This is a genomic window from Williamsia sp. z71 (genome assembly GCF_059553375.1).
Genome location: NZ_JCANWX010000005.1, coordinates 285,885 through 298,267, shown reverse-complemented (window position 1 = coordinate 298,267; position 12,383 = coordinate 285,885). Strand labels below are relative to the sequence as shown.

The 12,383-nt window shown below is 66.6% G+C and carries 12 protein-coding genes; 8 read left to right on the top strand and 4 right to left on the bottom strand.

Annotation, left to right across the window (positions count from 1 at the left end):
• Window positions 1-14: 14 nt before the first annotated feature.
• Window positions 15-572, top strand: coding sequence for a ribosome recycling factor (gene frr / locus AC51GR_RS14430; protein WP_496325323.1), 558 nt, complete (start codon window positions 15-17; stop codon window positions 570-572).
• 52 nt (window positions 573-624) lie between these two features.
• The gene (locus AC51GR_RS14425; protein ID WP_496325322.1) at window positions 625-1,497 is read left to right on the top strand and encodes a phosphatidate cytidylyltransferase; all 873 of its coding nucleotides are present in this window, start codon (window positions 625-627) and stop codon (window positions 1,495-1,497) included.
• Window positions 1,498-1,537: 40 nt separating this feature from the next.
• Here the strand turns inward: AC51GR_RS14425 and AC51GR_RS14420 are convergent, their stop codons facing one another.
• Window positions 1,538-1,930, bottom strand: a complete 393-nt coding sequence (locus AC51GR_RS14420) for a LapA family protein (RefSeq protein ID WP_496325321.1) — start codon at window positions 1,928-1,930, stop codon at window positions 1,538-1,540.
• Between the two features lie 85 nt (window positions 1,931-2,015).
• On the opposite strand from AC51GR_RS14420, the gene rlmN reads away from it, so the two are divergent.
• Window positions 2,016-3,125, top strand: a complete 1,110-nt coding sequence (gene rlmN, locus AC51GR_RS14415; RefSeq protein WP_496325320.1) for a dual-specificity RNA methyltransferase RlmN — start codon at window positions 2,016-2,018, stop codon at window positions 3,123-3,125.
• Between the two features lie 109 nt (window positions 3,126-3,234).
• Entirely contained in the window at window positions 3,235-4,320 is a 1,086-nt protein-coding gene (locus tag AC51GR_RS14410; protein ID WP_496325319.1) for a class I SAM-dependent methyltransferase, read from the top strand.
• Here the strand turns inward: AC51GR_RS14410 and AC51GR_RS14405 are convergent.
• Window positions 4,249-7,161, bottom strand: a complete 2,913-nt coding sequence (locus AC51GR_RS14405) for an ATP-binding protein (protein ID WP_496325318.1) — start codon at window positions 7,159-7,161, stop codon at window positions 4,249-4,251. The genes AC51GR_RS14410 and AC51GR_RS14405 overlap by 72 nt on opposite strands.
• 45 nt (window positions 7,162-7,206) lie before the next feature.
• A complete protein-coding gene (locus AC51GR_RS14400) occupies window positions 7,207-7,461 on the bottom strand; it encodes a DUF2631 domain-containing protein (protein ID WP_496325317.1) in 255 nt (84 codons plus the stop codon).
• Between the two features lie 152 nt (window positions 7,462-7,613).
• On the opposite strand from AC51GR_RS14400, the gene puuE reads away from it, so the two are divergent.
• Entirely contained in the window at window positions 7,614-8,555 is a 942-nt protein-coding gene (gene puuE, locus AC51GR_RS14395) for an allantoinase PuuE (protein WP_496325316.1), read from the top strand.
• Between the two features lie 21 nt (window positions 8,556-8,576).
• Here puuE and AC51GR_RS14390 read toward each other — a convergent pair whose 3' ends face one another.
• Window positions 8,577-8,936: a DoxX family protein gene (locus AC51GR_RS14390; protein ID WP_496325315.1), complete on the bottom strand. Its 360-nt coding sequence runs from the start codon at window positions 8,934-8,936 to the stop codon at window positions 8,577-8,579.
• 132 nt (window positions 8,937-9,068) lie between these two features.
• Between AC51GR_RS14390 and AC51GR_RS14385 the strand changes: the two genes are divergently transcribed.
• The 3 genes from AC51GR_RS14385 to AC51GR_RS14375 are packed head-to-tail and all read left to right on the top strand — an operon-like array spanning window position 9,069 to window position 12,371.
• Window positions 9,069-9,938 (top strand): sigma-70 family RNA polymerase sigma factor, encoded by an 870-nt coding sequence (locus AC51GR_RS14385; protein WP_496325314.1) that lies wholly within the window; start codon window positions 9,069-9,071, stop codon window positions 9,936-9,938.
• Between the two features lie 34 nt (window positions 9,939-9,972).
• Window positions 9,973-11,139 (top strand): 1-deoxy-D-xylulose-5-phosphate reductoisomerase, encoded by a 1,167-nt coding sequence (gene dxr / locus AC51GR_RS14380; protein ID WP_496325313.1) that lies wholly within the window; start codon window positions 9,973-9,975, stop codon window positions 11,137-11,139.
• A 26-nt stretch (window positions 11,140-11,165) separates the two neighbouring features.
• Complete coding sequence (locus AC51GR_RS14375; RefSeq protein ID WP_496325312.1) at window positions 11,166-12,371, top strand: M50 family metallopeptidase; 1,206 nt, start codon at window positions 11,166-11,168, stop codon at window positions 12,369-12,371.
• Window positions 12,372-12,383 lie beyond the last annotated feature (12 nt).

The following is a 12,383-nucleotide window of genomic DNA, read 5'->3' as shown; positions in this document are numbered from 1 at the left end:
CAACGGAGGACACCATGATCGACGACGCGCTCCTGGACGCCGAGGAAAAAATGGAAAAAGCTGTCGGTGTCGCGCGTGACGACATGGGCTCGGTCCGGACCGGACGGGCCAATCCGGCGATGTTCAACCGGGTCACCATCGACTACTACGGCTCGCCGACCCCCATCACGCAGGTTGCTTCCATCAACACCACCGAAGCCCGCATGGTGGTCATCAAGCCGTATGAGGCCAGCAGCCTGGGGGCCATCGAGACCTCCATCCGCAACTCGGATCTCGGCGTCAACCCGACCAACGATGGCAACATCATCCGGATCTCGATCCCGCAGCTGACCGAAGAGCGTCGACGCGAGCTCGTCAAGCAGGTCAAGTCGAAGGGCGAGGACGCCAAGGTCTCGATCCGCAACGTGCGCCGCAAGGCGGTCGACGAGCTCAAGCGCATTCAAAAAGACGGTGAAGCCGGCGAAGACGAAGTGACCCGCGCGGAAAAGGATCTCGACAAGACCACCGCGTCCTACGTCAACCAGATCGACGAGCTGGTCAAGCACAAAGAAGCGGAACTGCTTGAGGTCTGAGTCACCCACCGGTGACGTACCTCTGGCGGTGACTGAAGGAGCAGGGCATCAGGTGACCGATACGAATCGGCCGCAGGGCATACCGGACCCGCAGCCCAAGGGCTCCACGTCCCGGGCGGGACGTGATCTGCCCGCAGCCATCGGCGTGGGCGGCACGCTCGGTGTGTCGCTGATCCTGATCTTGATCTTCGTGCCCGAGGTGTGGTTCCCGGTTGTCGCCGTGGCCATCGGAATCGCCAGCTGGGAGGTCACCAAGCGGCTGCGCGAGAGCGGCATCGACGTCGCGCTGATCCCGATCCTCGTCGGCGGTCAGGCCATGATGTGGGTGAGCTGGCCCTGGGGCGTCACCGCGTCGATCGTCGCGTTGGCCGCGACCGTTCTGATCTCGATGATCTGGAAGCTGCTCGAACAGGGCTTGCAGGCTGCGCCGACGAACTATCTGCAAGATCTTGCCGGCACCACACTGGTGCTGTGCTGGCTTCCGCTGATGGGGTCGTTCGGTGCGTCGATGGTCCTCGAAGACAACGGCGCCGCCCGCGTGTTCACCCTGATGATCGTGGTGGTCTGCTCGGACGTCGGCGGTTATGTGTTCGGTGTCCTGCTGGGCAAGCACGCGATGGCGCCGGCCATCAGTCCCAAGAAGTCGTGGGAAGGGATGGCCGGCTCCCTGGTCTTCGGTGTTGTCGGGGCCGTACTGACCATCGTGTTCGTCGTGGACGCCCAGTGGTGGATCGGACTGATCCTCGGGCCGGTCCTGGTCATCTGCGCCACCCTCGGCGACCTTGTCGAATCCCAGGTCAAGCGCGACCTCGGGATCAAGGACATGGGCACCCTGCTGCCAGGCCACGGCGGCATCATGGACCGCCTCGACTCGCTGCTGCCCTCCGCATTTGTGGTGTGGGCGATCCTGGGCGCCCTGCTGTAGTCGAAGCCAGGGATGCCCGGGACTCAGAACTGTCCGGAACTCAGGGTTGCGACCTCTTGACGGCCCGGCGGACCTGCAACATCCGCAGGCTGCCGACGATCGCGGTGATCACCGCACCCAGAATGGCTGCGATCAGCAGGCTGACCCCGAGAGGCAGATTGACCGTCCAGAAGAACAGGTCGATGTTCTGGCTGTCGAGATTCTGCACGATGAACACCAGCAACATCAGAGTGATCACCGCGCCGACGATCAGGCCGACCCAGGCGGCGCGGGTACGGGTGTGCTTCACGTCGTCCAGGGCCTGACGGCGCAGTTCCTCCCGGTGGTCGGCGACGGGGACGTCCCCGCCCACCGGCCCCGTGTCCGGGGGAGTGTGGTCCGGGCTCACGTAACCCGCGGGTTCCTGCTGGTATCCATCTGTCGGCTGCGTCATATGTCTATGGTCCTCTGTCTTTTGTCCGACGACAATCACAGTGTCGAAATTGGCATCTGCGACCGATCTACGTCACGCTTTAACCATGACAGTTCCACTTCCGCTGGTGTTTGACGCGCCCAAACGCGGCATGCCTCCACAACACCTTGCAGACCTGGACGCCGAAGGACGGATCGCCGCGGTCGCAAAACTCGGTTTGCCGAAGTTTCGTGCCGACCAGCTGGCCCGTCAGTACTACGTACGGCTCAACGCCGATCCGGCCGAGATGACCGATCTACCTGCGGCGATGCGCGAACCGGTGGGTCAGGCGCTGTTTCCCCGGCTGATGACCGTGGTCCGGCATGTGGCCTGCGACGACAACACGACCCGCAAGACCCTGTGGCGGCTGCACGACGGCACCATGCTCGAATCGGTGCTGATGCGCTACGCCGAACGCACCACGCTCTGTATCTCGAGTCAGGCCGGCTGCGGCATGGCCTGTCCATTCTGTGCCACCGGGCAGGGTGGTCTGGACCGCAACCTCTCCACCGCCGAGATCGTCGATCAGGTCCGGTCGGCGGCCCGGGCGATGCGTGATGGAGAGCTGGGCGAGCCCGGCCGCCTGTCGAACGTGGTGTTCATGGGCATGGGTGAGCCGCTGGCCAACTACAAGCGCGTGATCGATGCGGTCCGGAAGATCACCTCGCCTGCTCCCGACGGTCTGGGTATCTCCCAGCGGTCGGTGACGGTGTCCACGGTGGGCCTGGCTCCCGCGATCCGCCGGATGGCCGACGAAGGCCTCACCGTCACGCTCGCGGTGTCCCTGCACACGCCGGACGACGAATTGCGCGACACGCTGGTGCCGGTGAACAACCGGTGGTCGGTGAAAGAGGTGCTCGACGCCGCCCGCTACTACGCGGACAGCACCGGTCGCCGGGTGTCGATCGAATACGCCCTCATCCGGGACATCAACGATCAGCCGTGGCGCGCCGACATGCTCGGCGACAAGCTGCGCAAGGCGCTGGGCCCGCTGGTCCACGTGAACCTGATCCCGCTCAATCCGACACCGGGTTCGAAGTGGGATGCCAGCCCGAAACCCGCCGAGCGAGAGTTCGTCAGGCGAGTTCTCGCCCAGGGTGTGTCGTGCACGGTCCGCGACACCCGGGGCCAGGAGATCGCCGCGGCCTGCGGACAGTTGGCGGCCGAAGAGAAGTAGGCAGCGGCATCCGGGTCCGCCGGGTGCAACCGAGCTGCATCCGGGCTGCAACCTCCCGGCGCGATCGTTGAACTCGAATCATTTCCGATCCGAGACCAGGAGTCGCGCCATGACCAGCACCGCCTCAGCCGACACGTCCGATTCAACGGTCGACCGGTTCGCCGACGCCGTGTTCGCAGATCTGCTGGGCGCACAGAACATCTCTGCGCTCTATCTCGGTGATCGACTCGGCTGGTACCGGACACTTGCGGCCGAGGGGCCGCTGACCGCCGACGAGCTCGCCCACCGCACCGGCACCGTCGCCCGGTACGCCCGCGAATGGCTCGAACATCAAAGCGTCGCCGGATACATCACCGCGTCGACCGAATACGAACCCGTCCGGTTCGCGCTGCCCACCGCGCACGCAGAGGTCCTGGTGAACCAGGACAGCTTGAGTTACATGGCGTCGATGTCACGTTTCTTCGCCGCCACCGGCGCGGCCCTGCCGGCTCTGATCGAGGCGTACCGCCACGGTGGTGGCGTGTCGTGGCAGCAACTCGGCACCGATGCCCGGGAGGCGCAGGCCTACGCCAATCGGCCATTGTTCCTCGGCCGGCTGGCGCAGGAGTTCATTCCGAAGGTGCCCGACCTGCACGATCGGTTGCAGTCGACCGGCCGGGTGGCCGACATCGGTTGCGGTGAAGGCTGGTCGGCGATCGCCTTGGCGTTGGGTTACCCGGAGATCACGGTCGACGGCTTCGACGTCGACGCCGCGTCGATCGCCGCGGCCACCCGTAATGCCGCGGCCCACGGCGTGGGGGACCGGGTGCAGTTCCGGATCGCCGACCTCCGGGAATCCGACCTGTCCGGTCGATACGATGCGGTCTTCGCGTTCGAATGCGTCCACGACCTGTCCGACCCGGTGGCCTTTCTCGCGACGGCGCGACGGATCGCAGCGCAGGCCGCGCCGGTGGTGATCATGGACGAGCGCACCGCGGAAACCTTCTCCGCCGATGCCGGCCCCGTCGAACAGCTTCTCTACGGATTCTCGATCCTGTGCTGCCTGCCCGACGGCATGTCCGACCCGGACAGCGCCGCGACCGGGACGGTGATGCGGCATTCGACGCTCGAAAGTTACGCTCGCTCAGCCGGATTCGATGGGGCGTCGGTCATCGACATCGAACACGACCTGTTCCGGTTCTACCGGCTCCAGTGACGGCGTCCGGTGATCGAGCAGGCGCCGGATCTCGGTGACCGCGATCCGGCCCGCAGTCGCCAGATCGCGGGCCGCGCCTGCCGCGTATTCGGTGTCGAAGGCCTCCGCGCCGAGCGCACTGCGCAGGGCCGTGGCCGCGTCCCCGAGTCGGGTGGCCTCGGTCCCGTAAGACGGGGTCAGGTCGGGGCCGGACAACGCGCCGATGAGCTGGGCGGCGGCACGGTCGGCGCCCATGGCGCCCATCGTGGACGCCAGGTTGCGCATGGTTGTCAGCAGATGTGACCACGACCCCGTGCCGAGCCAGTGTTCGATGACCTCGGCATACCGCCTCAACGCCGATGCCGGATCGCCGGTACGGGCCTGCAGACTGACCGCAGATACTCTCGCGACTCCGGCCACGTAGCGGCTCTCGACGGAGTCCGCGAGCTCGATCGCCCGGTCGAATGCCATCCCGGCCGTTCTCGGATCATCGTCGAGGACGGCTTCACCGTGGATGTAGTGCAGCCAGCTGGACTGCGTGGGACTGAGTTCGCGGTGGGCCAGGGCCTCGTCGAGGGCGTGCACTCCGGCGACGGCGTCGGCCCGTCGGCCGCCGTACGCGAGGGTCATGATCTGTCCGGCACGTCCGATCAGTTCGTAGTACACGTCGCCGGCTGCGGCACCGATGTCCACCAATTCGCCATAGTGGTCATTCGCCGGGTGAAGGTCACCCTCGAACAGGTCGCAGTCGCCCAGGGCTTCGAGCGCGTGCATGCGGGTGTGGGCGTCGGTGCCCGTGCGCAAGGCGCATTCGGCTCGTACCCGCGCCGAATCGAGTTGCTCGGCGATCACCAGCCGGTAGGCCGAGGTGGCGTCGACGGCGGCGGCGAGTTCGGGCCGGTCCTGGACCAGCGGAGTGAGCTTTCCGGCCCAGCCGAGCAGCTCGGTGTGCAGACGTGAGACCCCGAACCAATGCAGATCCACCGACAGGGCCACGGCGGCTTCGATGTCGAGAACCCGGGCCCGGCCGTGGGCAACACGCAGTTCGTCGATCAACCCGGTCAGGCGCACATGTGCGCGGCGCTCATCGGCGGTGTGCAGGGTCCGTGCACACTCTGCCGCGACGCCGCCGTAGTGGCGCAGGTGCGCTCGCAGTGTCTCCTCGTTCGGCTGCCCGATCACCGACCGCACCGTCCGCAGCATGCGGTAGTAGGTTCGGCCGGTACGGATCTCGGTGGACAGCAACGATTGCCGGGCCAGCAGATCGATCGTCGCCGGGTCGACCCGGAGGATGGCAGCGGCGTCATCGGCGCGGACCGATCCCGCGAACACAGTCCACTGATCGAGGGCCTCGCGGGCGTCGGTGGGCAGCAGGGCACGAGACCAATCGATGGCAGCCTTGAGGGTGCGGTGCCTGGGTTCGCCGCCGCGACGTGTCAAAGGCGCCGCGTCTGTGGACCCCGTTGTGCCGGAACAGATCTGATCGGCCAGGTCGGCGACCCCCAGCGTTGCCAGTCTGGCGGCGGCCAATTCGATGGCCAGGGGCAGACCGTCGAGACCTCGGACGATCCGGTCGACGATCGCGGGGTCGGCCTCGTCGAGCGCCCCCGGGCGGGCCGCGGCCGCGCGCATGGAAAAGTACTGTTGCGCGGCGGGATCGACGCCGTCGGTGCCCAATGGCCGCAGCGGCCATCCGTATTCGCCGGGCATCCCCAGTAGCTCACGGCTGGTGGCGATGATGCGCAGCGAACCGCCGCCACCACCGAGTAATGCTGCGGTCACCGCGCAGACCGCGTCCAGTACATGTTCGCAGTTGTCGAGGAACACGAGCAGATCGAGTTCGCGGGCCTGACGCAAGGTCTCCAGGGGATCGCCGGCGTCGCTGGTCAATCCGATACCGGTGATCACGGCTTCCGCGACCGCCCCCGAATCTGCGATCGCGGCGAGTTCGACCACGCGCACGCCGGCGCTGCCCAGGCCGCGGTGACGATCGACCACGGCCCGGGCGACCGCCGTCTTTCCCACTCCACCGGGCCCTACGACGGTGACGAGATTCGACCGATCCAGCAGGGCCGCGATCGCATCGAGGTCGCGGGTTCGGCCGACCAGGCCGGCATCGGAACGCGGGTCACGGGGCAGGGGGGCGGCCGTCGGGGTGTCGTATGCGGCCCGCTGCGCGCGGTGCAGCTCCTCCGACGGTTCCAGGCCGGCGTCGGTCAGTGCGCGATGGGCGCGGCGAAAAGTGTTGAGCGCCTCGGCTTGTCGTCGTGCCGCGGAATAGGAACGCACCAGTAACACCCAGGCGGGGTCGTGAAGGGGATGCTCGGTGACGAGTGCGTCGGCCTCGACGATCGCGCTGTCGTGATCGCCCGCTCGCAGCAGTGCATCGGCGAAGTGTTCACGCGCACTGATCCGCATCAATTCGAGTCCGTGCGCGGTCGCGGCGATCTGGGGTGAACCGGCGAGTTCTCCGAATGCCCTGCCGCGCCACAGTGCGAGTGCGCCGCGTAGTTGCTCGGCAGCGGTTGCGGCCGGTAGGTCTGTGGCCACTTCCGTCGCCGTGCGGAACTCGGCGGCATCGAGACGGATCCGGGTCCGGTCCAGCGCGTAACCGGCGGCGGTGGATGTGATCACCGGACCGAGCGATGCGCGCAACCGGGACAGGTAGCTGCGAAGGGTTCGGTGCGCCGACTCCGGGGGAGCCGAACCCCACAGGGATTCGATCAGTGAATCGGCGTCGACACATAGGCCGAAGTCGGCCGCCAGGACGGCAATGACCGTGCGCTGGCTCGGACTGGTGGGGGTCACATCCACACCGGTGGAGCTCAATACCTGAATCGGCCCCAGGACGCGTATGTCCATGCCGACGAGGATAGGCGCGCCACCCCCGTCGGGTAGATCAAAGTGCTACTTGCGCTTCTTCCACTTTCCGCGGGAGACGATCTCGTCGCGAACGAGGATGAAGATGATCAGCGCGGCGAATCCGATCAGGTAGAAATCCTCGACATGGCCCTCGTGGTTACCGATGATCATGGCGAGCAATGCGACGACCGAAACCCAGGCGGCGATCTTGAACGTCTTGATGCCCTCGCCGTGCCAGCCGAACCGAGCTGAAGGCGCTTCCGCGGGTTCGGGCTTGTACTCGACCTCAGTGCTGGCCACGATTACTCCTGCTGGTTTCGATCCGACTTTTGCTGCGCTGAGCATATCGTGACCGGATGGGGGCCGGCCGCTGTGGTCCCATCAATGCCGGATGTTCGGCGCGGCGCCTCGCTCGACCGGCGGCGTTGCCGGGCCGGTGCCAGAATGATCCGGTGCCGATCGAGAATCACACCCGCGCCGACTATCCGAGAGATCTGATCGGATACGGCCCCACACCCCCGAACCCGCGCTGGCCCGGCGGAGCGAACGTCGCGGTCCAGTTCGTCCTGAACTACGAAGAGGGGTCGGAGAACAACGTCCTCGACGGTGATCAGGGGAGCGAGACGTTCCTCTCGGAGATGGCCGGAGTCACCGCATTTCCGAACCGGCACATGAGCATGGAGTCGCTGTACGAATACGGGTCGCGGGCCGGTTTGTGGCGGGTGCTGCGGGTGTTCGAACGCCGAGGGCTTCCGTTGACCATCTTCGCGGTCGCACAGGCGATGGTCCGCAACCCCGAGGCCGTGGCGGCCTTCCTCGAACGCGGCGACGAGATCGCCTCACATGGCTTGCGATGGCTGAACTACCAGCTCACCGGGCCCGACGTCGAACGTGAACACATCGCCGAGGCCATGGAGATCCTGACCGAACTCACCGGTGCCGCGCCGCTGGGCTGGTACACCGGCCGCGACTCCCCGAACACCCGGAGACTGGTGGTCGAACACGGTGGCCTGCTCTACGACTCCGACAGCTACGCCGACGACCTGCCCTACTGGGTGAAGGTTCCGGTGGGCGAATCGCAGGTCGACCATCTCGTGGTGCCCTACACGCTCGACACCAACGACATGAAGTACGCATCGCCGGCCGGGTTCCCGTCGGGCGACCAGTTCTACGCGCATCTGAGGGACGCATTCGACGTCCTCTATGCCGAAGGCGAGGCCGGGGCACCCAAGATGCTCTCGATCGGCCTGCACTGCCGGCTGGCCGGACGTCCCGCGCGCACCGCGGCTCTCGAACGCTTCCTCGATCACGTGCAGTCGCACGACAAGGTCTGGATCACGCGTCGCATCGACATCGCGCGGCACTGGATCGCGACCCACCCGCCGACCGGGTAGACCAGAGTGCTGACGATCACATCACCCGATCTCTGTCATCGCCAAGCACAGTGTTGCGCCGGCGGCGAGCAGGTAGCAGCCGGGAAACGCGATGTTGTGGAACACGTGTGCCCGGGCATGGAAGATCATGGCGCCGACGAAGAAGAGGACCAGTCCGGTAGAGGCGGCCAGGACGAACTGTGGTGTGTTCGTGACCAGCCCGATCAGGACACCGAGGGCTCCGGCCGCCTTGCAGACCGCCAGCCACGGTAGCCAGGCGGCCGGGACGGACACCTCCGAAGAGTTGGCCAGGACAAAGGGGGCTCGGAACCAGTCGGCGACGGCTATGGCCGCATTCATGGCGACTGTGACGCCGGCAATGGCGAGATAGATTGTGTGCATGGATCTTTCACGTCCTCTGCGATGCTGCGGATCGACTTGCCATAAGGTCGGGTCGGGTACTCCGTCCGATGTCGCCGCCGGGTATCCGGCGGCACCACTTCGACGCCGGTGACGCCCGAAAGGTGACCTTCTGTGGATCCGGACCTGCTGATCACCCAGTTCGAGGTGCACCGCGTCCACCTGCGCGCGGTTGCTCAACGGATCACCGGGAATCTGTACGACGCCGACGACGCGCTGCAGGCGGCGTGGATCAAGGCCCGGTCCACCACACCCGAGACGATCGATCGTCCGGCAGCCTGGTTGACGACCGTCACCTCACGCGAGGCACTCGACATCCTCCGACGCCGGCAACGGCGGGCCGAGGTCGACATCGACCGACTCGAGAACCGGCCGGCCGGCGGGCCGGAGCCGGAGGCGGAGGCGCTCTGGGTCGAGTCCGTCGGACGCGCGCTGCTCGTTGTCCTGGACCGGCTCTCGCCCGCGCAACGGGTGGCTTTCGTGCTGCACGACCTGTTCGCCGTGCCGTTCGAGGACATCGCCCTGGTGTTGCAGCGATCACCGGACGCAGCGAAAAAGCTCGCCAGCCGGGCGCGTTCTCGCGTCCGGCCACCGCCCGAGAACATCGCTCCGGTGGCCGACACGGCCCTGGTGCAGGCCTATCTCGATGCCTCCCGCAGCGGCGACATCGCCGCACTCTTGACCCTGCTGGCCCCCGATGTGGTGAGAATCGCCGACAGCGCGTTGCTGCCGGCGCATGTGGCAGCGGTGGTCCGGGGCAGTGCTGCCGTCGCTGATCAGACCCGGTACTTCCGCGACCGGGCAGCGGTCGCGGACGTCGCGCTGGTCGACGGGCATCCGGCCGTGATCATCGCGCCCCGGGGGCGACTCGCGGCGGCGATGCTGTTCGCCATCGAGGGCGGTGTGATCCACGAAATCCGAGTTGTCCTGGCCGGCACCCTGGCCACGGCACGGATTTCGCCGGCCCCTTCGCCGGGTACGTGAGGTGACAGTTGCATCGATCGAGGACACTGGAGGGGTGACCACACGCGTTCTCATCCTCGGCAGCACCGGATCGATCGGCACCCAGGCGCTGGAGGTGATAGCCGCCAACCCGGACCGCTTCACGGTGGTCGGCCTCGGCGCCGGTGGGGGAAACGTGGATCTGCTCGCCGAACAGATCGTCGAACTCGGCCTGCCCGGTACTTCCGTGGCCGTGGCCGACCCGAACAAGGCCGACAAGGTCGCCGCGCTGGCGGGTGTGGATGGTATCCGCAGCGGGCCGGACGCCATGTGTGAGGTGATCGAGAACGTCGAGGCCGATGTCGTTCTCAACGCGGTGGTCGGTTCGCTCGGTCTGCGCCCGACACTGGCCGCGCTGGCCTCCGGTGCGCGGCTGGCTCTGGCCAACAAGGAATCACTGGTCGCCGGCGGCGCGCTGGTGCTGGCCGCGGCGGCGCCGGGTCAGATCGTCGCAGTCGATTCCGAGCACTCGGCGATCGCGCAATGTCTGCGCGGCGGCACCGCCGACGAGGTCGACCGGCTGGTGCTCACCGCCTCCGGCGGACCGTTCTACGGCTGGGACGCAACACAACTGGCCGATGTCACGCCGGAGCAGGCGGGCAAGCACCCGACCTGGTCCATGGGCCCGATGATCACACTCAATTCGGCGACGCTGGTGAACAAGGCACTCGAGGTGATCGAGGCGCACCTGTTGTTCGGTGTACCGTACGACCGCATCGATGTCACGGTCCATCGGCAGTCGATCGTGCATTCGATGGTCACCTTCATCGACGGGGCGACCATCGCCAAGGCGTCGCCGCCCTCGATGAAACTGCCGATCGCGCTGGCGCTGGGTTGGCCCGACCGGATCGCCGGTGCGTCCGCGCCCTGTGACTTCAGCCAGGCGAGCACCTGGACTTTTGCGCCCGTCGACAACGCCGTGTTCCCGGCGATCGACCTGGCCCGGGAGGCCGGGACCCGGGGTGGGTGCCTGACCGCGGTGTTCAACGCCGCCAACGAGGCCGCTGCCGATGGCTTCTTCGCCGGTGAGATCACGTTCCCGCGAATCGTCGGGATCGTGGGTGAGGTGCTCGGCGAGGCGGATCAGTGGTCCGCCGACCCAGGTACGGTGGATGACGTTCTTGCGGCCGATGCCTGGGCACGGAAACGCGCTACCGCGCTCGTTGCCGGCGCGCGCCGCTAAATGATCCAGAAGGGTAAGTACGACCGATGATGTTCGTCTTGGGCGTGGTGCTCTTTGCGTTCGGCCTACTGGCCTCGATCGCCTGGCACGAATGTGGCCACATGTGGGCCGCGCAGCGCACGGGGATGAAGGTGCGCCGCTACTTCGTGGGCTTCGGACCGACGATGTGGTCGACCCGCAAGGGCGAGACCGAGTACGGCGTCAAGGCGGTGCCGCTGGGCGGATTCTGCGATATCGCCGGTATGACCACACACGACGAGGTCGCCCCGGAAGACGAGTCCCGGGCGATGTACAAGCAGAAGCCGTGGAAGCGGCTCGTCGTACTCGTCGCCGGTCCGGCGATGAACCTGATCCTCGGCTTCGTGCTCATCGTCATCATGGCGATCGCCTGGGGTCTGCCGAGCCTGAACGAGACGTTGCCGGCGAAGGTCGGCTCGCTGTCGTGTGTCGGGACGACCATCGAGAACAACGAACTGGCTCCCTGCACGGGCGCGGGTCCGGCGGAGCAGGCCGGTCTTCAGGTCGGTGACACCGTGGTGGCCGCGAACGGCGAGAAGATCAGCAGCACCACCGAGCTGAGCGAGGTCCTGCGCGCCGGTACGGATCCGGTGACCCTGACCGTCGAGCGCGATGGCTCCGAGCGTGAGGTCGTCGTCACGCCACAACCGGTGACCGCGACCGTGACCGATGAACAAGGCGTGCAGACGACCAAGGAAATCGGGATGGTCGGGATCGGCTACGACAGTGGCTGGAAATATCCGTCGGCGCTCGGCGCCGTACCGGCTGCGGCCGGCTTCACCGGCGACCTGATGGTGCGGACCTGGGAATCGTTGATCTCGTTGCCCTCGAAGATCAGCGACCTCTGGACGTCGGTCACCGGCGGCGAACGCGCTGCCGACACCCCGGTCAGCGTTGTCGGTGCCTCCGTCATCGGCGGCGACGCGGCCGATCACGGCGTGTGGTGGTTCTTCATCTTCCTGTTGGCCAGCATCAACTTCTTCCTGGCACTGTTCAATTTGGTCCCGCTACTACCCTTGGATGGTGGGCACATGGCGATCGTGGGCTACGAGAAGGTGCGCAACGCGTTGCGCAGCGCCCGTGGACTGGCCGCCGGACCGCCCGTCGATTACATGAAACTGATGCCGATCACGTATGTCGTGCTGGTGATCATGGGTGGATACATGGCCCTGACACTGACCGCCGACATCGTGAACCCCATCAAGGCGTTCTAGTCGCAGGCCGGC

Excerpts from the sequence above, each read along its gene's own strand:
- frr (WP_496325323.1), top strand. The coding sequence starts at position 15 with ATGATCGACGACGCGCTCCTGGACGCCGAGGAAAAAATGGAAAAAGCT.
- AC51GR_RS14420 (WP_496325321.1), bottom strand. The coding sequence starts at position 1,930 with ATGACGCAGCCGACAGATGGATACCAGCAGGAACCCGCGGGTTACGTG.
- AC51GR_RS14410 (WP_496325319.1), top strand. The coding sequence starts at position 3,235 with ATGACCAGCACCGCCTCAGCCGACACGTCCGATTCAACGGTCGACCGG.
- AC51GR_RS14405 (WP_496325318.1), bottom strand. The coding sequence starts at position 7,161 with ATGGACATACGCGTCCTGGGGCCGATTCAGGTATTGAGCTCCACCGGT.
- AC51GR_RS14375 (WP_496325312.1), top strand. The coding sequence starts at position 11,166 with ATGATGTTCGTCTTGGGCGTGGTGCTCTTTGCGTTCGGCCTACTGGCC.
- rlmN (WP_496325320.1), top strand. The coding sequence starts at position 2,016 with ATGACAGTTCCACTTCCGCTGGTGTTTGACGCGCCCAAACGCGGCATG.
- AC51GR_RS14390 (WP_496325315.1), bottom strand. The coding sequence starts at position 8,936 with ATGCACACAATCTATCTCGCCATTGCCGGCGTCACAGTCGCCATGAAT.